Source organism: Trinickia dinghuensis (assembly GCF_003367175.1).
Classification (GTDB): Bacteria; Pseudomonadota; Gammaproteobacteria; order Burkholderiales; family Burkholderiaceae; genus Trinickia; species Trinickia dinghuensis.
This window is the reverse complement of record NZ_QRGA01000003.1, coordinates 91960-111015: the sequence shown is the minus strand read 5'-3', so window position 1 is coordinate 111015 and position 19056 is coordinate 91960. Positions and strand designations below refer to the sequence as shown.

General features: G+C 66.8%; 18 protein-coding genes. 11 read left to right on the top strand and 7 right to left on the bottom strand.

All coding sequences use genetic code 11. The annotated features are described in order from the left end of the window. Positions 1-12 precede the first annotated feature (12 nt). The 4 genes from DWV00_RS04665 to DWV00_RS04650 all read right to left on the bottom strand — a co-directional run bounded on the left by DWV00_RS04665 (position 13) and on the right by DWV00_RS04650 (position 3029). Positions 13-465 carry a nuclear transport factor 2 family protein gene (locus DWV00_RS04665; protein WP_115532391.1) on the bottom strand — a complete coding sequence of 151 codons (453 nt, stop codon included), beginning with the start codon at positions 463-465 and terminating at the stop codon, positions 13-15. Positions 466-622: 157 nt separating this feature from the next. Continuing rightward, the gene (gene waaF / locus DWV00_RS04660; RefSeq protein WP_115532390.1) at positions 623-1657 is read right to left on the bottom strand and encodes a lipopolysaccharide heptosyltransferase II; all 1035 of its coding nucleotides are present in this window, start codon (positions 1655-1657) and stop codon (positions 623-625) included. A 192-nt stretch (positions 1658-1849) separates the two neighbouring features. Further along, a complete protein-coding gene (locus DWV00_RS04655) occupies positions 1850-2044 on the bottom strand; it encodes a zinc-finger domain-containing protein (protein ID WP_115532389.1) in 195 nt (64 codons plus the stop codon). A gap of 61 nt (positions 2045-2105) precedes the next feature. Further along, on the bottom strand, positions 2106-3029 hold the full coding sequence (locus DWV00_RS04650) for a branched-chain amino acid transaminase (protein ID WP_115532388.1): 924 nt from the start codon (positions 3027-3029) through the stop codon (positions 2106-2108). A gap of 176 nt (positions 3030-3205) precedes the next feature. Here DWV00_RS04650 and DWV00_RS04645 point away from each other — a divergent pair, with 176 nt between their 5' ends. From DWV00_RS04645 to DWV00_RS04605, 9 genes are all read left to right on the top strand, one after another. Continuing rightward, a complete protein-coding gene (locus tag DWV00_RS04645) occupies positions 3206-4012 on the top strand; it encodes an AzlC family ABC transporter permease (protein WP_115532387.1) in 807 nt (268 codons plus the stop codon). A gap of 3 nt (positions 4013-4015) precedes the next feature. Next, entirely contained in the window at positions 4016-4339 is a 324-nt protein-coding gene (locus DWV00_RS04640) for an AzlD domain-containing protein (RefSeq protein WP_115532386.1), read from the top strand. A 235-nt stretch (positions 4340-4574) separates the two neighbouring features. Next, positions 4575-5768 (top strand): phosphoglycerate kinase, encoded by a 1194-nt coding sequence (locus tag DWV00_RS04635; RefSeq protein ID WP_115532809.1) that lies wholly within the window; start codon positions 4575-4577, stop codon positions 5766-5768. Positions 5769-6097: 329 nt separating this feature from the next. Next, on the top strand, positions 6098-7534 hold the full coding sequence (gene pyk, locus DWV00_RS04630) for a pyruvate kinase (protein ID WP_115532808.1): 1437 nt from the start codon (positions 6098-6100) through the stop codon (positions 7532-7534). A gap of 212 nt (positions 7535-7746) precedes the next feature. Then, positions 7747-8811, top strand: a complete 1065-nt coding sequence (fba, locus tag DWV00_RS04625; protein ID WP_115532385.1) for a class II fructose-bisphosphate aldolase — start codon at positions 7747-7749, stop codon at positions 8809-8811. Positions 8812-9026: 215 nt separating this feature from the next. Next, complete coding sequence (locus DWV00_RS04620; RefSeq protein ID WP_115532384.1) at positions 9027-9917, top strand: phosphoribosylaminoimidazolesuccinocarboxamide synthase; 891 nt, start codon at positions 9027-9029, stop codon at positions 9915-9917. A gap of 13 nt (positions 9918-9930) precedes the next feature. Then, positions 9931-10452 (top strand): 5-(carboxyamino)imidazole ribonucleotide mutase, encoded by a 522-nt coding sequence (gene purE, locus DWV00_RS04615; RefSeq protein WP_115532383.1) that lies wholly within the window; start codon positions 9931-9933, stop codon positions 10450-10452. Between the two features lie 117 nt (positions 10453-10569). After that, positions 10570-11778, top strand: coding sequence for a 5-(carboxyamino)imidazole ribonucleotide synthase (locus tag DWV00_RS04610; protein ID WP_115532807.1), 1209 nt, complete (start codon positions 10570-10572; stop codon positions 11776-11778). 27 nt (positions 11779-11805) lie between these two features. After that, a complete protein-coding gene (locus DWV00_RS04605) occupies positions 11806-12846 on the top strand; it encodes an L-threonylcarbamoyladenylate synthase (protein ID WP_115532382.1) in 1041 nt (346 codons plus the stop codon). A 111-nt stretch (positions 12847-12957) separates the two neighbouring features. Here the strand turns inward: DWV00_RS04605 and DWV00_RS04600 are convergent, their stop codons facing one another. From DWV00_RS04600 to dacB, 3 genes are all read right to left on the bottom strand, one after another. Beyond that, entirely contained in the window at positions 12958-14160 is a 1203-nt protein-coding gene (locus tag DWV00_RS04600; RefSeq protein WP_245964726.1) for an SGNH/GDSL hydrolase family protein, read from the bottom strand. Beyond that, positions 14147-15070, bottom strand: a complete 924-nt coding sequence (locus DWV00_RS04595) for a sterol desaturase family protein (RefSeq protein ID WP_115532380.1) — start codon at positions 15068-15070, stop codon at positions 14147-14149. The genes DWV00_RS04600 and DWV00_RS04595 overlap by 14 nt, the downstream gene beginning before the upstream one ends. A 213-nt stretch (positions 15071-15283) precedes the next feature. Next, the gene (gene dacB / locus DWV00_RS04590; RefSeq protein ID WP_115532379.1) at positions 15284-16891 is read right to left on the bottom strand and encodes a D-alanyl-D-alanine carboxypeptidase/D-alanyl-D-alanine endopeptidase; all 1608 of its coding nucleotides are present in this window, start codon (positions 16889-16891) and stop codon (positions 15284-15286) included. A 163-nt stretch (positions 16892-17054) separates the two neighbouring features. Here dacB and DWV00_RS04585 point away from each other — a divergent pair, with 163 nt between their 5' ends. Both DWV00_RS04585 and DWV00_RS04580 read left to right on the top strand, forming a co-directional pair. After that, entirely contained in the window at positions 17055-17714 is a 660-nt protein-coding gene (locus DWV00_RS04585) for a response regulator (protein ID WP_115532806.1), read from the top strand. 26 nt (positions 17715-17740) lie between these two features. After that, on the top strand, positions 17741-19039 hold the full coding sequence (locus DWV00_RS04580) for an ATP-binding protein (RefSeq protein ID WP_115532378.1): 1299 nt from the start codon (positions 17741-17743) through the stop codon (positions 19037-19039). The last annotated feature ends 17 nt before the right edge of the window (positions 19040-19056 follow it).

The following is a 19056-nucleotide window of genomic DNA, read 5'->3' as shown; positions in this document are numbered from 1 at the left end:
GCTGCCGGCCGGTCAGTGCAATGCGCCTTGTCCGTGCCGAATCTTGGCGGCGAACTCGCTGGCCGTTTCTTCCGGCATCGGGCTCGCATGAATGTGCGCGATTCGCCATTCGCCGCGCTCGTGAACCATGACGTATGTTGTGTAGACCATCCGCGGCTGCGCGAGCGGCTCCGGGAGCCGATGCGCTTCCGCGACCGTGTAGACGACCGTCCCGAGGCTGTCGTACACGCGCACGTCGAGCGGCTCGATCGCCGTCGGCAGCGTGTGTGCATTGGCAGCAGCGACGAGACCCGCGCGGATCTGGTCCACGCCGTGCCAATGCGCACCGCCCGCGTGGACGTAGCTCGCGAATTCCTCGTCGATCCAAAGGGCCATCAGCGCATCGATGCTGCCGTCGGCGACGGTCTGATAGAACGCGTTGAGCGTATCGGCTGCGGCTTCGAACAAGCGGGCGAAACGTGGCATGGCTCTTTGGGCTCGTAGGTAGCGCAAACTCGCGCCGTCAGGCTAACTGCGCGCCGCGCGGGCAAACACGCGGCGGGCTTGGCTATACGGTCTTTCCGGCTCGAAATGCGGCGCCCACGAGTCAATGAACGCACAAAGGCGCGCGGCCTTCCGTGCGTCAGCGCTCGCCGAGCAGCATGGTGCGCAAATCGGCGAACACCTGTTCCGGCGACAGTTCGCGCAGGCAGCGCAAATGACCGAGCGGACACTCGCGGGCAAAACAAGGGCTGCACTCGAGATGCAGCCATTGTACCTTCGCGAAGTCCGATAACGGCGGCGTGTGGCGCGGATCGCTCGATCCGTAGATGGCGACGAGCGGACGGCGCAGCGCGGCGGCCACGTGCATGAGGCCCGAATCGTTGCTGACGACCGCGCCCGAGCGCGCGATCAGCGCGCAGGCTTCGCCGAGCGACGTCTGTCCGCACAGGTTGCGCACGTTCGGTGCTTGTTCGGCGATGGCCTGCGCGAGCGGGGCGTCCTTGTTCGATCCGAGCGCGACGATCTGCGTGTACGGGAACGACTGGCCGACCATCCGCGCGAGCGCGGCGAAATGCTCGGCGGGCCAGCGCTTGGCGGTGCCGTACTCGGCGCCCGGGCAAAACACCAGCAGCGGCACGCGCGTGTCGAGATGAAAGCGCGCCGACACGCGCACGGATTCGTTCGGATCGGCTTCGAGGCGCGGCATCCGCAGGCGCGACTCGAGGTCCGGCACGTCGGCGCCCGGCGTGTAGGCGAGCGCGGCATAGTGCGGCGCCATCGGCGCGCGCTCGCGCTTGTTCGGATTCGGATGCCGCACATTGAGCAGGCCGACGCGGTTTTCCCCCGTATACCCGATGCGCAGGCGAATGCCCGCGAGCCAAGGAATCAGGGCCGACTTGAGCGAATTGGGCAGCACGTAGGCGGCGTCGTAGCCGTTCTCGCGCAGGTCACCCGCGAGCTGCCAGCGCCGCACGATCTGTAGCTTTCCGTGCGCGAGGTCGGTGGCATGCACGTCGCTGATTTCCGGCATCCGCTCGAGCACCGGCGCGACCCATGTGGGTGCCAGCGCGTCGATGACGATGCGCGGATGAAGTTGCTTGAGCAGCGTAAACAACGGCTGCGCCATCAATGCGTCACCGATCCAATTCGGTGCGATTACCAGCGCGCGACGCATTAGTGTGGGTATCCGAGAGATAGACGAGCGCGGCGCGCAATGCGAGCCGCGCTTGGCGATTGAGCGAGGGGCGTCGCCCGGCCGCGCCGCGGTGGCCGGCTTCGCTCCGCCGGCGACGCGAAAGCGCCGCACATGCAGCCACGCCCGCGCGAGGCGGGCGCTTGCCGCGCGGCGCCTTGGCGACGGGACGAATCAGTGGTGCTTGACGACTTCTCCGTCGCGCAGCTTGTAGCGCGTGCCGCAATACGGGCAGCGTGCTTCGCCGTGCGAGACGTCGATGAATACGCGCGGATGCGCGCTCCAGCGCGGCATCGACGGATTCGGGCAGTAAGCGGGCAAATCTTTAGCCGACAGTTCGACCAGCGGCATTTCCTTCGTTTCGCTCATGAGACGGATTCTCGTTATAGACAGTAGCTTAGTAGCGTGTATGGCGTGTGGCGTTTCCGGATCAGATCTTCGTGAGCCAGTGCTGGTACTTCGCGTTTTTGCCCGCGATGACGTCGAAGAACGCCGATTGGAGTTTTTCCGTGACGGGGCCGCGCGAACCGGCGCCGATCATGCGGTTGTCGAGCTCGCGGATCGGCGTGACTTCGGCGGCGGTGCCGGTGAAGAACGCTTCGTCGGCCGTGTAGACCTCGTCGCGCGTGATCCGCTTTTCGATGACCTGGATCCCGGCGTCCCGTGCCAGCGTGATCACCGTGTCGCGCGTGATGCCGTCCAGGCACGAGGACAGATCGGGCGTGTAGAGCTTGCCGTTGTTGACGAGGAAGAAGTTCTCGCCCGAACCCTCGGAGACATAGCCGTCGACGTCGAGCAGCAGCGCTTCGTCGTAGCCGTCGGCCGTGGCTTCCTGGTTGGCCAAGATCGAATTCACGTACCAGCCCGACGCCTTGGCGCGCACCATCGAGACGTTCACATGGTGGCGCGTGAACGACGAGGTCTTCACGCGGATGCCCTTCGTCATGCCTTCTTCGCCAAGATAGGCGCCCCACGGCCAGGCGGCGATCGCCACGTGGATCGTGTTGCCGCGCGCCGACACGCCGAGCTTTTCCGAGCCGACCCAGACGATCGGGCGCAGGTAGGCGGTTTCGAGCTTGTTCTCGCGAATGACTTCGCATTGCGCGGCGGCCAGCGTTTCGTGATCGAACGGGACATCCATCTGGAAGATCTTCGCCGAATTCAGCAGACGCTTCGTATGCTCCTTGAGGCGGAAGATCGCGGTCGATCCGTCGACCGTCTTGTACGCGCGCACGCCTTCGAACACGCCCATGCCATAGTGCAGCGTGTGCGTGAGGACGTGGATCGTGGCATCGCGCCAGTCGATCAGCTTGCCGTCCATCCAGATCTTGCCGTCACGATCGGCCATTGACATACGTATCTCCTAGCGTTGCGGTGGGCTTGGCCCAGCGAGTTCGCCATTTTAGCGTCTTTTATGCGCACCTCGGCACGCCGCGGCGGCTTTGTGGGCGTCCGGGCTCTATAATCGGACACTTTCCCTAAGCTTCAACTCGCGACGGAGTGCGCCCAGCACCGCCGCGTCCCGCCCACATGCTCGCTCGCCTCAGCACCGACAACCGCACCGCTTTCATGAGCGGCGTGCGCGACTACTCGCCGATGCTGATGGCGATCCTTTCCTGGGGCCTCGTCACGGGCATCGCGATGAGCAAATCGGTGCTGACCGTGCCGCAGGCGCTCGGGATGTCGGTGCTCGTCTACGCGGGCTCGTCCCAGCTCGCGGTGCTGCCGCTGATGGCCGCGAAGCTGCCGATCTGGACGGTGTTGCTCACGGCGTCCATGATCAACGTGCGCTTCGCCATCTTCAGCGCCGGTCTCGCGCCCCATTTTTCCTATTTGCCGTTCCGGCGCCGGCTGCTGCTCGGCTATTTCAACGGCGACGTGGTCTATCTGCTGTTCCAGAAGAAGGCGTTCGCGACCGGCTACGTGCCGGGCAAGGAGGCTTATTTCTGGGGCATGGCGTTGTCGGCGTGGGCGGCATGGCAGGTGTCGTCGATCGCCGGCATCTTGCTTGCGAGCGTGTTTCCCGATGACTGGGGCCTCGCGCTCGCGGGCACGCTGGCGCTCGTGCCGCTGATCGTCTCCGCCGTCGTGGGCCGCTCGGTGCTGGCCGCCGTCTCGGTGGCGGGCTTGGTCGCGCTCGTTGCGATCGACCTGCCGTATCGGCTGGCGCTGCCGCTGGCCGTGCTGGCGGCAATCGGGGCCGGCAGCGTCGTGGACGTGATCGCCGACCGCGCCGATCTGCGCCGGATTCGAACTGCTCGGCCCGCGGCCGGGACGGCGGACCCAACCGGCCGAACGGGTCGAACCGGCCGGGCAGACCTCGGCAAGGAGTCCTGAGCGATGTCGGCTGTTCAGATTTGGCTCGCGATCTTCGGCCTCACGCTCGTCACCGCGGTCACCCGCGCGTTCTTCCTGTTCGGCGGCGAGCGCGCCGTGCTGCCCGAGCGGGTCCAGCGCGCGCTGCGCTACGCGCCCGCGGCGGCGCTCGTCGCCGTCGTGCTGCCGGATGTGCTCGACACGCCGCACGGCCTATCGGTCGCGCTCTCGAACCATGCGTTTTACGGCACGTTGGCGGGACTTGCCTGGTTTCTCTGGCGCCGCGGCATGGTCGGCACGATCGTCGTCGGCATGCTCGCCTACACGCTGCTGCGCCTGTGGGCGTGACATTCGCGCAACGCCGGCTATTTCGGCGGTTCCCCCTCGAGCCCCGCCGTACGTGCGCCCGAACACGCTCAATTTACGACATACGTTCCCCGAATACGCGACATTCGTCCCGTCATCGGCTTCGAAGGGGTGACGATCGGCTAAAATGCTCGACTGCCGCTCTCGCCGCGAACCGGGCTCGCCCATTCTCGGCGCGCGCACTCGCCCGCCAATCAACCTGCATGCGTACATTCCCATGAGCCAAGTACTGCGTCTTTCCGATCTGATCGCAAAGGGCTTGCTATCCGGCAAGCGCGTCTTCATCCGCGCCGATCTCAACGTGCCGCAGGACGAGCAAGGCAACATCACCGAGGACACGCGCGTGCGCGCCTCCGTGCCCGCCATCGAGGCGGCGCTCGCCGCCGGCGCGGCCGTCATGGTGACGTCGCACCTCGGCCGCCCGACCGAGGGCGAGTTCAAGCCTGAGGATTCGCTCGCGCCTGTCGCCCAGCGCCTGGCCGAACTGCTCGGCCGCGACGTGCCGCTCGTCGCCAATTGGGTCGAGAACGGCGTGAACGTCGCGCCGGGCCAGGTCGTCCTGCTCGAAAACTGCCGCGTCAACAAGGGCGAGAAGAAGAACAGCGACGAGCTTGCGCAGAAGATGGCACAGCTGTGCGACATCTACGTCAACGACGCGTTCGGCACGGCGCACCGCGCCGAGGCCACCACGCACGGCATCGCCAAGTACGCGAAGATCGCTTGCGCCGGCCCGCTGCTCGCGGCCGAACTCGACGCGCTCGGCAAGGCGCTCGGCAACCCGAAGCGTCCGCTCGTGGCGATCGTCGCGGGCTCGAAGGTGTCGACCAAGCTCACGATCCTGAAGTCGCTGGCCGAAAAGGTCGATCAGCTGATCGTCGGCGGCGGTATCGCCAATACATTCATGCTCGCGGCCGGCCTGAAGATCGGCAAGTCGCTGGCCGAGGCCGACCTCGTGAATGAGGCGAAGGCCATCATCGACGGCGCCCGCGCCCGCGGCGCGTCGGTGCCGATTCCGACCGACGTCGTCGTCGCGAAGGAGTTTTCGGCCACGGCGGCGGCCGTGACGAAGAACGTCGCCGACATCGAAGCCGACGACATGATTCTCGACATCGGCCCGCAAACGGCGAAGGCGCTCGCCACGCAGCTTTCGAGCGCCGGCACGATCGTCTGGAACGGTCCGGTCGGCGTGTTCGAGTTCGATCAGTTCGGCAACGGGACCAAGACGCTTGCCGAAGCGATCGCGAAATCGCCTGCGTTCTCGATCGCCGGCGGCGGCGATACGCTCGCGGCGATCGCCAAGTACGGCATCCAAGACAAGGTCAGTTATATTTCGACGGGCGGCGGCGCTTTCCTCGAGTTCCTCGAGGGCAAGAAGCTGCCCGCCGTCGAAGTGCTCGAGTCGCGGGCTTGACCATGGGCGCGCGCGCTCCGAAGGCGGACAAGAAAAGCCCGGCCCAGCCGGCCCGTTCGGTGCGCCGCGCACCGGCCCCGAAGGCTGTGGGTGTACCCCCCGCATCCCAGCCGAAGGCGGCCGAGCCGGTCGAACCCGTGGCGGTGCCGCTCGCCGGCACCACCACCGCTGTACCCGTCGACAAAGCACCCGTCGACAAAGAAGTCAAAGCGACGCCGGCCCGATCCGGCGCGCAACCCAGCCCCAACCGCACGAGCGCTTCGCCCCAGGCGCCCGACGCATCATCTCGCAGCCCGTTTACCAGCGACACCACCCAGACGAGGAGATACATGCATCGCGCCACTAAGATTGTCGCCACGATCGGACCGGCATCGAGTTCGCCCGAAGTCCTCTTGCAGATGATGCAAGCGGGCCTCGACGTGGTACGCCTGAATTTTTCGCACGGCACGGCCGACGATCACCGCCAGCGCGCAGAGTACGTGCGCGAGGCGGCGCGCCAGACGGGGCGAGCGATCGCCATCATGGCTGACCTGCAGGGGCCCAAGATTCGAGTCGGCAAGTTCGAGAACGGCAAGACCATGCTCGAGCCGGGCCAGCCGTTCATCCTCGACGCGAACTGCGCGCTCGGCAACGACGAGCGCGTCGGCCTCGACTACCGCGATTTGCCGCGCGACCTGCGGCCGAACGACGTCCTGCTGCTCAATGACGGACTGATCGTGCTGACGGTTTCGCGCGTCGTCGGCGAGGAAATCCACACGGTCGTGAAAGTCGGCGGCGAGCTGTCGAACAACAAGGGCATCAACCGCCAAGGCGGCGGCTTGACCGCGCCCGCGTTGACGGCCAAGGACATGGAAGACATCCGCACGGCCATGGCGATCGGCGTCGACTACATCGCCGTGTCGTTCCCGAAGAACGCGACCGACATGGAGATGGCGCGCCAGCTCGCGAACATCGCCGGCATGCCCTACGGCATCAAGCCGAAGATGATCGCGAAAATCGAGCGCGCCGAGGCGATTCCCGCGCTGCAAGGTATTCTCGACGCGTCCGACGGCATCATGGTCGCGCGCGGCGATTTGGCCGTCGAAGTCGGCAACGCGGCCGTGCCGGCGCTGCAAAAGCGGATGATCCGGATGGCGCGCGAGTCGAACAAGCTCGTGATCACGGCCACCCAGATGATGGAGTCGATGATCCACGCGCCGGTGCCGACGCGCGCCGAGGTGTCCGACGTCGCCAACGCCGTGCTCGACGGTACGGATGCGGTGATGCTGTCGGCCGAAACGGCCGCGGGCAAGTACCCCGTGCAGACGATCGAAGCGATGGCCGCGATTTGTATCGAAGCGGAGAAGTCGGAACACGTCGAGCTCGACAAGGATTTCCTCGACCGCACGTTCACGCGCATCGACCAGTCGATCGCGATGGGCGCGCTGTTCACGGCCTACCATCTCGGCGCGAAAGCGATCGTGGCGTTGACGGAATCGGGCGCGACGGCGCTGTGGCTCTCGCGCCACTGGTCGCATGTGCCGATCTTCGCGCTGACCTCGCGCGTGACGAGCGAGCGCGCGATGGCGCTGTTCCGCAACGTGACGCCGCTGTCGGTGGAGCCGAACAGCGATCGCGATCAAGCGCTGAAGCAAGCCGTCGAGGTGGTCGTGTCGAAGGGCTTCGCCTCGCGCGGCGACATGGTCGTGCTGACGGTGGGCGAGCCGATGGGGCAAGCCGGCGGCACGAATACGCTGAAGATCGTGCGTGTCGGCGATCCGTATTGATCCCAAGCGGATCCCAAGCGTTCAAGCCAAGTAGATCGATTGAAAGCGGTGCGCCGGCCACGAGCCGGCGCTCAGCGCCGTACATTTGGCGCTCGCCGCGGGGTATGACGACCCCCTAAGTGCGGGTGAGGCCCTCACTTCGCGATAAAATCGCGCATTCGCACATAAAAAGTGCCGACTGAGCACCCAGATTTCAATCCAAGGAGTACAGCATGCCTCTCGTATCAATGCGTCAACTGCTGGATCATGCGGCCGAGCATGGCTATGGCCTGCCGGCGTTCAACGTGAACAACCTCGAGCAAGTGCAGGCGATCATGACCGCGGCGGATCAGGTCGGCGCGCCCGTCATCATGCAAGCGTCGGCCGGCGCCCGCAAATACGCGGGCGAGCCGTTCCTGCGTCACTTGATCGAGGCGGCGATCGAGTCGTACCCGCATATTCCGGTCGTGATGCACCAGGACCATGGGCAGTCGCCGGCCGTCTGCATGGCCGCGATGCGCAGCGGTTTCACGAGCGTGATGATGGACGGCTCGCTCCAGGCCGACGGCAAGACGGTCGCGTCGTACGAATACAATGTCGACGTGTCGCGCAAGGTCGTCGAAATGGCGCATTCGATCGGGGTGACGGTCGAGGCCGAACTGGGCGTGCTCGGCTCGCTCGAAACGATGAAGGGCGACAAGGAAGACGGCCACGGCGCCGAAGGCACGATGACGCGCGAGCAGTTGCTCACCGACGTCGAGCAGGCTGCCGACTTCGTGAAGCAGACGCAGTGCGACGCCCTCGCGATCGCGATCGGCACCTCGCACGGCGCGTACAAGTTCACGAAGAAGCCGACGGGCGACATCCTCGCGATCGACCGTATCAAGGAAATCCATGCGCGGATTCCGAACACGCACCTCGTGATGCACGGGTCGTCGTCGGTGCCGCAGGAACTGCTGGCCGAAATCCGCGAGTTCGGCGGCGACATGAAGGAAACGTACGGCGTGCCCGTCGAGGAAATCCAGGAAGGGATCAAGCACGGCGTGCGCAAAGTGAACATCGACACCGATCTGCGTCTGGCGATCACGGGTGCGATTCGGCGATACTTGTTCGAAAATCCGAGCAAGTTCGATCCGCGCGACTACCTGAAGCCCGCGCGCGAAGCGGCGAAGAAAGTGTGTGTCGACCGCTTCGTCGCGTTCGGCTGCGAAGGCCAGGCAGGCAAGATCAAGCCGGTCTCGCTCGACAAGATCGCGGAGAAGTACAAGGCGGGCGAGCTGGCGCAAGTCGTTCGCTGATTCGCCGAAAGCTTGACTGCACAAGGCCGCGCAAGGTTCGCGCGGCCATTGTGAATCGATCGCCGTTCCCCTCGACCGATGGGAACGGCGTTTGCCTTTTGTTGTTTTGTAGTCTTTTGTTGGTTGTTGTTCGTGGTTCAGGCGGCCGATGGCAGATTGCCTCGATGCGCCTGGCGTTTCATTCGTTCTTCACTTTTGACTGACGGCTCACGACGATGTCTACCCTCTACGAATCTTCGCTCCGCTCGCTGCCGCTGCTCGGTCGCGGCAAGGTCCGCGACAACTACGCGGTCGGCCACGACCAGTTGCTGATCGTCACGACCGATCGTCTGTCGGCGTTCGACGTCGTCATGGGCGAGCCGATTCCGAACAAAGGCCGCGTGCTCAACCAGATGGCGAACTTCTGGTTCGACCGTCTGCAGCACATCGTGCCGAATCACCTGACGGGCGTGGCGCCCGAGACCGTCGTCGCACCCGACGAAGTCGAGCAAGTGAAGGGACGGGGCGTCGTCGTCAAGCGGCTCGAGCCGATCCTCGTCGAAGCCGTGGTGCGCGGCTATCTCGCCGGCAGCGGCTGGAAGGACTATCAAGCGACGGGCGCCGTGTGCGGCGTCGAGTTGCCGCCCGGGCTGCAGAACGCGCAAAAGCTGCCCGAGCCGATCTTCACGCCGGCCGCGAAGGCCGAGATGGGGCATCACGACGAGAACATCACGTTCGAGGAGTGCGAGCGCCGCATCGGCACCGAACTGGCCGCGACGATCCGCGACATCTCGATCAAGCTGTACAAGGAAGCCTCGGAATACGCGGCCACGCGCGGCATCATCATCGCCGATACCAAGTTCGAGTTCGGCCTCGACAGCCACGGCAAGCTGTTCCTGATGGACGAAGCGCTGACGGCCGATTCGTCGCGTTTCTGGCCGGCCGACGAATACCAAGTCGGCACGAACCCGCCGTCGTTCGACAAGCAGTTCGTGCGCGATTGGCTCGAAGCCCAGAACTGGGGCAAGACGCCGCCGGCGCCGAAGCTGCCCGAGGACGTCCTCGCCAAGACGAGCAGCAAGTACCAAGAGGCGCTCGAGCGGCTCACGGGTCAAACGCTGGCCTGAGGACGACCGGACCATGACGGAACAAGTGCAGACCGCTCATACGCACGGCGCGCCGCTCGTCGGCGTGCTGATGGGATCGAGTTCGGATTGGGACGTGATGAAGCACGCCGTGGCGATGCTGCAGGAATTCGGCGTGCCCTACGAGGCGAAGGTCGTCTCGGCGCATCGGATGCCCGACGAGATGTTCGACTATGCGGAAAAGGCGCGCGCGCGCGGCTTGCAGGCGATCATCGCGGGCGCCGGCGGCGCCGCGCATCTGCCCGGCATGCTTGCCGCGAAGACGACGGTGCCCGTGCTCGGCGTGCCGGTGGCGAGCAAGTATCTGAAGGGTGTCGATTCGCTGCACTCGATCGTGCAGATGCCCAAGGGCGTGCCCGTCGCGACGTTCGCGATCGGCGAGGCCGGCGCGGCGAACGCGGCGCTGTTCGCCGTGGCGATGCTCGCAGGTACGTCGAACGAGTATGCCGAGCGGCTCGCGGCGTTTCGCGTTCGGCAAAATCAGGCGGCTCACGCGATGGTGCTGCCGGCGCTTTGAGCGCTTGGGGCCGGCCTTTTGCCGTTTGGCCGGCCCTATTTCGAGGTCCCGTTTTCGCGACCGTTGCTTGCCGTCCCGCGGCCGATTCGCATGCCGCGGGCGAGACCGACCAAAGAAATGAATCCAGAGAACACCCCCGTTTCACCGATCATGCCCGGCGCTTGGCTCGGGATGGTCGGCGGCGGCCAGCTCGGCCGCATGTTCTGCTTCGCCGCACAGGCGATGGGCTACCGCGTTGCCGTGCTCGACCCGGACGAAACGAGCCCCGCCGGCAGTGTTGCCGATCGGCATCTGCGCGCCGCGTATACCGACGAGGCCGCGCTGACCGAACTCGCGCGCCTTTGCGCGGCCGTGTCGACGGAGTTCGAGAACGTGCCTGCCGCGAGCCTCGATTTTCTCGCGCGCTCGACGTTCGTGAGCCCGGCCGGACGCTGCGTGGCGATCGCGCAGGACCGTATCGCCGAGAAACGCTTCATCGCCGAAGCAGGGGTACCCGTTGCGCCGCACGTGGTCATCGAATCGTCGGAGGCGCTGGCCGCGCTCGACGATGGGCAGCTTGCGCACGTGTTGCCGGGCATCTTGAAGACGGCGCGGCTCGGCTACGACGGCAAGGGCCAAGTGCGCGTGGTGAGCGCCGACGAGGTGCGCGATGCCTACAGTTCGCTCGGCGGCGTGCCCTGCGTGCTCGAAAAGCGCCTGCCGCTCAAGTTCGAAGTGTCGGCGCTCGTGGCGCGCGGCACGAACGGTGCGACGGCCGTTTATCCGCTCGCGCAGAACTTGCATCGCGGCGGCGTGCTGTCGGTGACGGTCGTGCCCGCGCCCGACGCCTCGCCCGCGCTGGCGCAGCAGGCGCAGCTGGCGGCAATCAGCATTGCCGAGAAGCTCGGCTACGTGGGCGTGCTCTGCGTCGAGTTCTTCCTGCTGGAAGACGGCTCGTTCGTCGCCAACGAAATGGCGCCGCGGCCGCACAACTCGGGCCACTACACGGTCGATGCCTGCGCGGCGAGCCAGTTCGAGCAGCAGGTGCGCGCGATGACGGGCATGCCGCTCGGCGACACGCGTCAGCACTCGCCGGCCGTCATGCTCAACATCCTCGGCGACGTCTGGTTCCCCGTCGATCCGAAGGGGGGCACGTGTTCGACGCCCGCGACGCCGCCCTGGCACGAAGTGGCTGCGATGCCGGCCGCGCGCCTGCATTTGTACGGCAAGGAGGAAGCGCGGCCCGGGCGTAAGATGGGGCATGTGAATTTCACCGCCGCCACGCTCGACGAAGCGCGCACGGCCGCACGCGATTGCGCGCGGCTGCTGCACATCCCGCTCGCCTGAGCGGAAAAGCGTCAAGCCTGTTCAACGATGTCCCACCATCCGAGTTCACCGGCCGTACCGCCGGTCTCCGATGCGCAAATCGACGAAGCGGCCGCGCTGCTCGCGGCCGGCGAACTCGTCGCGTTTCCGACGGAAACCGTCTACGGTCTCGGCGGCGACGCCGAGAGTCCGGCCGCGGTCGCGCGTATCTATGCGGCGAAAGGACGGCCGGCCAATCATCCCGTCATCGTGCATTTGGCGCCGCATGGCGATCCGCAGTACTGGGTCGGGCCCTTGCCCGCCGACGCGCAACGGCTTATCGATGCGTTCTGGCCCGGGCCGCTTACGCTGATTCTCAAACGCGCGGCGCATATCCCGGCCGCCGTTAGCGGCGGTCAGGACTCGGTCGGCCTGCGGTGCCCGTCGCATCCGGTGGCGCAGCGGCTGCTCGAGGCGTTCAGCGCGCGGCGCGCGGGCCACGGCGGTGTCGCGGCGCCTTCGGCGAATCGCTTCGGTCACGTGAGCCCGACGACGGCGCAGCACGTGCGCGACGAGTTCGGCGATGCGATTCACGTGCTCGACGGCGGCGCGTGCGACGTCGGGATCGAATCGACGATCCTCGATTTGTCCCGCGGTTTTCCGGCGTTGCTGCGCCCCGGGCGCGTCACGCCGCGCGAGATCGCGGACGTGCTCGGCGTCGCTCCGCGCCTGCCCGACGGCGGCGATGCCACGGCGCCGCGCGCCTCGGGCACGCTCAAAGCGCACTACGCCCCGCGTACGCCGCTCGCGCTGCTGCCGTTCGACGCGCTCGAGCCGATGCTGGCCGGCGCGCAAACGGCCGGCATGCGCGTCGCGCTCGTGGCGCGCGCGTCACGGGCCGGTACGTGGGCCGATGCACGCAACGTCCATTTCGTCGCCGCCCCGGAAGATCCGCACGTCTATGCGCGCGAGCTGTACGGCTTGCTGCGCGCCCTCGATCGAGCGCAGGTCGAGCGCATCTTCGTCGAGAAGCTGCCCGGCACGCTCGAATGGATCGCCGTCAACGACCGGCTCGGCCGTGCCGCCGCCGCGTTCGAGGCGAACGAATAGCGAACGGCGATCCGCCGCCGACGCCCACAAAAAGCAACGCCCGGCTCGATATGAGCCGGGCGTTTGCGTATGAACGGTCCGACGACCGGACCGGATCAAGCCACCGTCACGTCAATGGCCGATGCCCGCCTTGGCGATTTGCGATTCGACGTACTGCGCGAACAGCAAGTGCGCGCGGGTGGTCGGGTGGACGGTGTCGGCGAAGATGTACGTCTGATCGGCGCCCGCCGCCGTCAGCGTCTGCGGCGAGCAGAACAGCGACGACGCCAGCGCGGCGCCGAACTGCGCTGCCGTCTGACCGGGCTGCAGCACGCTCGGGTTGGCTTGCGCGTACGCCGTTGCCGACGTCTGCATTTGCGTCAGGTTGCATGCCGTGTTCGTGTTCGCCACCGTGAAGCCGTTGGTCTGGTAGGTTGCGATCAACTGATCGAGCCAGGTGAACGCATCGACGGGAATCACAGTGCCGGCAGGCAGATTGGCCGCTTGCAGCCCGGCGGCCACGATGCCGTTGAACGTCTGCACGACGCCCGAGATCAGTTGCTGAGCCGCGGCACCGTTCTGGGCAGCCGCCTGCACGCCGAGCGGCGTTTGGCCGATATCGGGCACATTGACGAACACCACGTGCGTGCCGCCCTTGGCGACGATCGTGGCGACCTGGGTCACCAGCGCTTGCGCCGCGGGGCCGAGCGTGGTGCTGACTTCCTTGAGAATCGCGTTTTGCGGCGTCATGCCGCCGCCGATGTCGGTTTGGATAGCGGTCAGCAGCGCGGTGAGGTTCGCGAGGATGTCGTTCGCGCCGCCTTCCACGAGCACGATCTGATTCGAGTTGAAGCTGCCGTACGTGCTCAGGTAGTTCGCGACTTGAGTCACGATCGGCGTGGTCGTGGCGGCCAGATTGTTCGGCGCCCAGCCGATGCCCTGTGCAGTGGAGACCTCGGCACCGCCCTGCGCGTAGTCGAGCCCGCCCGCTGCCGTGAGCGCCTGCCCGAAGCCGCCGACGACGGCCGGCGTGAGCGAGCCGCCGTAGTAGTTGGCGACGTTTTGCGTCCACACTTGACCCGGGTTCGTCGTGAACCGGCCGCCGCCGAACTGTGCCTTGATGACCGGGGAATACGTGCCGGCATCGGACAGGCTCGTGCCGAACGAAACGACCTGCATCGTCACGCCACCCGCCGGCGTCGCGGCCGCGCTCGACGAACCGCTGCCGCCGCCACCGCCGCCGCACGCGGCCATCAGCGCGAACGCCGCACAGGCGATCGAGGTTTGCGCCACGCGCAGCCAAGTGTTGTTTTGTGTCTTATTACCGTGTTCCATCGACTTCATCTCCTCGTATAGGCGGCATGGCCGTGATGTGATGTGTAATGTGGCCACGCGTCGCGTGGTAAGCCGCCGCCCATTCGGGCGGCCCAAAAATCGCGCGCACCTTATCGGCAAAGCGCGGCGCATGCAGCGCGTCGCCGAGCATCGAGCGCCACTCGTGAAACGTCGCCGTCAACGGGTTGTAAGAGCGAAGCGGCTCGACGATGCCGTACCGCGGCGCGTCATGCTCGTCCTCCGCCACAAAGGTGCCGAACAGCCGATCCCAGATCACGAGCACGCCCGCGTAGTTGCGGTCGATGTAGCGCGGATTGCGCGCGTGATGGCAGCGGTGAATCGACGGCGTGTTGAACACGAATTCGAGCCACCCAAGCCGGCCAATCGCCTGCGTGTGGACGAAAAATTGGAACGCCAGATTGATGAGCACGATCGCGATGATCTGCTTCGGCGGGAAGCCGAGCACCGCCAGCGGCGTCCAGAACGCCCACATGCCGGCGATCGGATACATGAGGCTTTGGCGGAACGCCGTCGATAGATTGAGGCGCTCCGACGAATGATGGACGACGTGCGCGGCCCAGAACCAGCGAATGCGGTGGCTGCAGCGGTGAAAGACGTAGTAGAGCAGGTCCTGTGCGACGAACAGGACGGCGAAGGAAGTCCAGCCGCCATGCCAGGTGAGAAGCCGGAAATGCGCGTAGACGTAGGCGTAGACCGGCACGACCGCGAGCCAGGCGAGCTTGTCGGCGCCTTGATGCATCAGGGCGAGCGCGGCGTTGCACAGCGTATCGGGCCAGCTGTAGAGGTGCCCGAGGCGGCGCGCGCGCGCAAAGTGCCACGCTTCCCAGCCGATGCATGCGAGAAAGACGGGCGCCATGGCGAGCAGAAGCAATTCGGCGTCGAATTGCATGACGTCTTCCTCCTTCGGGTCTCGTCGTTATGGGGCCCGGCGCCGTGCTTATCGCCGTTCGGCAGGCGCTCGGGGCAACTGCGGTCATCCGGTCATGCGCCGGTCGTTGCCCGAAAGGGTACACGCTCGCGTCTCGCGCGGCCTCATTTGATCGTAGAAGAAGTATTCGATGGCCGGCGCGGCATGCGGCGCGCGCCGGCCGATGCGGCGGCCCTAGCGCAAACCCCGATAGACCCACTCCAGCAGCGCATCGTGGGCCGCGCGCGCCTCTTCCGCCCGCCGCGAGTTGATCAGGCTGACGACGACGTAGCTCTGGCCGTTGTCGGCCGCGACGTAGCCGGCGATCGCGCGCACGTCGTTCAACGTGCCGGTCTTGATATGGGCGTTGCCGAGCACGGGCTCGTCGCGCAGCCGATTGCGCATGGTGCCGTCGACGCCGGCAATCGGCAGCGACGCGACGAATACCTGCGCGACGGGGCTCGCGTTCGCGTTTTGCAGCAGATCGGCAAGCGAGTGCGCGCTCACGTGCTCCGCGCGCGAGAGACCTGAACCGTTCACGAGCGTGAGCTCGGGCATGGCGAGCCCTTGCGTGTGCAAAAAGTGCTCGATCGCGTCGGCCGACTTCGCCGGGGTGCCGGGCGGCTTGTCGACGACGGCGCCGATCGTGAGGAACAGGTTGCGCGCCATCACGTTGTTGCTGAACTTGTTGATGTCGCGAACGATGTCGCCCAGCACCGGGCCGCGGTGAACGGCGACGAGCCGTGCTCCGGTCGGCACCGCGCCTTCGTGCGTCGTGCCGTTGAAGGTTCCGCCCGCCGAGCGCCACAAGGCGAGAAAGCCGCCCGCGAAGAACGCGGTGTGGTCGAGCACGGCGACGTTGATCGTGCGCGGGCCGCAGCGAATCGGATACTCGCCCGAGAACAGCGCATCGACGGTGCCGTTCGCCTCGGGCGTGACGCTCGGCGTCAGCGCGGTGTCCACGCCGACGCAGGCGCCGGGCCGCGCGCGCAGCGAGTTGTCGATCTGCAGCTGGGCCAGCGCGGGGATCACGTCGATGTTGACGTTGCCGTCCGGCGACGGGGTCAGCGTGAACGAGAGCGACTTGAACGCGTAGAGGAGGGGGTCCGGGCCGACGTTGTAGGGCGCGGTCACGTCGTCGTCGAACGGCGGCAGATCGCGCGTCGACGGATCGAAGAAGCGCTTGTCCAGCACGAGCGCGCCGTCGATCCCGGTGATGCCCGCTTTCCGGATCTTGTCGACGAGGTCGATCAGCTCTTCGGGCACGAGCTTCGGATCGCCCGTGCCTTGGATGTACAGGTTGCCGTGCAGCACGCCGTTCGCGTCGACGTCGCCGTCGGCGTAGGCGCTCGTGCGCCATCGGTAGTCCGGCCCGAGGATCGACAGCCCCGAATAGGTCGTGACGAGTTTCATCGTCGAGGCCGGCAGCATCGGGGTGTCCGCGTTCAGGGCGACGATCGGCGTGCGATCGCCGATCCGCTCGACGACGACGCTGATGTTCGACAGCGGCACGCCGGCTCGCTTGAGCGCGCGCGTCACCGAAAGCGGTAGCCCTGCCGGGGCGGGCGCGGCCTGCGCATGGTGGCGCAGCAGCTTGTGCGGGGCCGCCTTGTGCGCCTCGGCCGGAGCGGCCGCCGCGAGCGCGCCGGCGGCGGCCAGCGCGCAAGCCGCCCGCAGCCATGCGGTACCGGGCCGTCGATGCTCGGCGCGGGTGGTCGGGGCGGGTTCGGGGGGCGAGGCAGGGAAACGGGATGAAGCGGGAATGGGGCGGCGGCGTGCCGAAAAAAGCGAGGCGAGCGTCATGAAATAGTGCACGAAGGGCCGAGAGCAGGGGCGAAAGGCGCGCTCGGAGCGCGCGAAGCGCTCATTGTATGGCGCAAGCGGCGTGAGCTGCGCACGAACCGTCGATGCCGGACCCGCTAGAATGCGCTATCTGTGTCATTCGGGCGCGCCTGAGCGTGAAGCGATGCGAATACTGCTAGTCGAAGACGACCGCATGATTGCCGAGGGCGTGCGCAAGGCGCTGCGCGGCGAAGGGTTCGCGGTCGACTGGGTGCAGGACGGCGAGGCCGCGCTGACCGCGGCGGTCAGCGAGACGTACGATCTCGTTCTGCTCGATCTGGGTCTGCCCAAGCGCGACGGCCTCGATGTGCTGCGTTCGCTGCGCTCGCGCGGCAACACGCTGCCGGTGCTGATCGTCACGGCGCGCGACGCCGTGGCCGATCGCGTGAAAGGGCTCGATGCCGGTGCGGACGATTACCTCGTCAAGCCGTTCGATCTCGACGAACTCGGCGCCCGCATGCGCGCGCTGATTCGGCGCCAGGCCGGACGTTGCGAATCGGTGATACGCCACGGTCAGCTCACGCTCGATCCGGCCGCGCATCAAGTGACGCTCGACGGCTCGCCCGTGGCGCTGTCGGCGCGCGAGTTCGCGCTGCTCGAAGCGCTGCTCGCGCGGCCCGGCGCCGTGCTGTCGAAGGCCCAGCTCGAAGAGAAGATGTACGGATGGGGCGAGGAGATCGGCAGCAATACGGTCGAAGTCTATATTCACGCACTGCGCAAGAAGCTCGGGGCGGATCTGATCCGCAACGTACGCGGCCTGGGCTATATGATCGCGAAAGAATAACCGGGCGATAAGGACTGAACGCATCGATGCAATCCATTCGCCGTCAACTGCTGTTCTGGCTGATCGGGATCGTGCTCGCGGGCGTGGGCCTGGCCGGTTGGCTGATCTACCGGCAAGCGCTCGCCGAAGCCAACGAGCTCTTCGACTATCAGCTGCAAGAGATCGCCGCGGCGTTGCCGTCCGAGCCTTTCGCGCAGATCTTCGGGGCGCATAACGATGCCGACGAGGGCATTGTCATCCAGATCTGGAGCCGCACGGGTTCGCTGATGTACTACTCGCATCCGCGCGCGCCGCTCGCGCCGCGGGCGGAACTCGGGTTTTCGACCGAGCGCACCGACCGCGGCGACTGGCGCGTGTACGGCGCGATCGTCGGCGACAACGTGGTGCAGCTCGCGCAGCCGCTTTCGGTGCGCAATCGTCTCGCCGCGAACGTCGCGCTGCGCACGCTGTGGCCGCTCATCGTGCTGCTGCCGTTTCTCGGCGTGGCCGTCTGGGGCGTCGTCGGGCGCGGGCTCGCGCCGCTTCGGCGCGTGACGCGCGCACTCGACGCGCGCCGTCCCGAGGCGCTCGATCCGCTGCCCGAGGCGCGCTTGCCGCTCGAAGTGCGCCCGCTCGTGCGCGCGCTCAACGGCCTGCTGGCGCGGTTATCCGCGGCGCTCGACACGCAGCGCGCGTTTGTGGCCGATGCGGCGCACGAGCTGCGCACGCCGCTGGCGGCCGTGCAGATCCAATCGCAGCTCGTCGCGCGCGCGCAAGATGCCGACTCGCGCCGTGAGGCGCTGGCCGATCTGCAGGCCGGCGTCACGCGGGCGACGCGGCTGGCCGAGCAACTGCTCGCGCTGGCGCGCGCGGAGCCTGACGCGGGCGCCGTCAAGGAGGCCGTCGATTTGCGCATGCTGCTGGCCGATTGCGTGGCCGCGCATGCCCTCATCGCTCAGCGCCGCGGCATCGATCTCGGCTTCGAGCGCGCGCAGCCGGCGACGGTGACGGCCGACGCCGATTCGCTGCGCGTCATGTTCGGCAATTTGCTCGACAACGCCGTCAAGTACACGCCCGGCGGCGGCCGCATCGACGTGACGCTCGCCGTCGACGAGAAAGGCCGCGCCTGCGTGCAGATCGCCGACAGCGGCCCCGGCATCCCGGCCGAGGAGCGCGCGCGCGTGTTCGACCGGTTCTACCGCGACGCGGCGGCGCGTGCCCGCGCGGACGTTTCGGGCAGCGGCCTCGGGCTCGCGATCGTCAAACGCGTTGCGACGCAGCATGGCGTGGCGATCGAACTCGGCGACGCGCCGCTCGGCGGCCTGCTCGTTACCGTCCGGTTTTGACGGCGATTTCGCCAATT

What these genes read in the sequence shown, in the direction of transcription:
- DWV00_RS04635 (WP_115532809.1), top strand. Translation starts at nt 4,575, where the DNA reads ATGAGCCAAGTACTGCGTCTTTCCGATCTGATCGCAAAGGGCTTGCTA.
- DWV00_RS04585 (WP_115532806.1), top strand. Translation starts at nt 17,055, where the DNA reads ATGCGAATACTGCTAGTCGAAGACGACCGCATGATTGCCGAGGGCGTG.
- pyk (WP_115532808.1), top strand. Translation starts at nt 6,098, where the DNA reads ATGCATCGCGCCACTAAGATTGTCGCCACGATCGGACCGGCATCGAGT.
- waaF (WP_115532390.1), bottom strand. Translation starts at nt 1,657, where the DNA reads ATGCGTCGCGCGCTGGTAATCGCACCGAATTGGATCGGTGACGCATTG.
- DWV00_RS04645 (WP_115532387.1), top strand. Translation starts at nt 3,206, where the DNA reads ATGCTCGCTCGCCTCAGCACCGACAACCGCACCGCTTTCATGAGCGGC.
- DWV00_RS04655 (WP_115532389.1), bottom strand. Translation starts at nt 2,044, where the DNA reads ATGAGCGAAACGAAGGAAATGCCGCTGGTCGAACTGTCGGCTAAAGAT.
- DWV00_RS04620 (WP_115532384.1), top strand. Translation starts at nt 9,027, where the DNA reads ATGTCTACCCTCTACGAATCTTCGCTCCGCTCGCTGCCGCTGCTCGGT.
- fba (WP_115532385.1), top strand. Translation starts at nt 7,747, where the DNA reads ATGCCTCTCGTATCAATGCGTCAACTGCTGGATCATGCGGCCGAGCAT.
- DWV00_RS04640 (WP_115532386.1), top strand. Translation starts at nt 4,016, where the DNA reads ATGTCGGCTGTTCAGATTTGGCTCGCGATCTTCGGCCTCACGCTCGTC.
- DWV00_RS04650 (WP_115532388.1), bottom strand. Translation starts at nt 3,029, where the DNA reads ATGTCAATGGCCGATCGTGACGGCAAGATCTGGATGGACGGCAAGCTG.
- DWV00_RS04665 (WP_115532391.1), bottom strand. Translation starts at nt 465, where the DNA reads ATGCCACGTTTCGCCCGCTTGTTCGAAGCCGCAGCCGATACGCTCAAC.
- purE (WP_115532383.1), top strand. Translation starts at nt 9,931, where the DNA reads ATGACGGAACAAGTGCAGACCGCTCATACGCACGGCGCGCCGCTCGTC.
- DWV00_RS04610 (WP_115532807.1), top strand. Translation starts at nt 10,570, where the DNA reads ATGAATCCAGAGAACACCCCCGTTTCACCGATCATGCCCGGCGCTTGG.
- DWV00_RS04600 (WP_245964726.1), bottom strand. Translation starts at nt 14,160, where the DNA reads ATGGAACACGGTAATAAGACACAAAACAACACTTGGCTGCGCGTGGCG.
- DWV00_RS04605 (WP_115532382.1), top strand. Translation starts at nt 11,806, where the DNA reads ATGTCCCACCATCCGAGTTCACCGGCCGTACCGCCGGTCTCCGATGCG.
- DWV00_RS04595 (WP_115532380.1), bottom strand. Translation starts at nt 15,070, where the DNA reads ATGCAATTCGACGCCGAATTGCTTCTGCTCGCCATGGCGCCCGTCTTT.
- dacB (WP_115532379.1), bottom strand. Translation starts at nt 16,891, where the DNA reads ATGACGCTCGCCTCGCTTTTTTCGGCACGCCGCCGCCCCATTCCCGCT.
- DWV00_RS04580 (WP_115532378.1), top strand. Translation starts at nt 17,741, where the DNA reads ATGCAATCCATTCGCCGTCAACTGCTGTTCTGGCTGATCGGGATCGTG.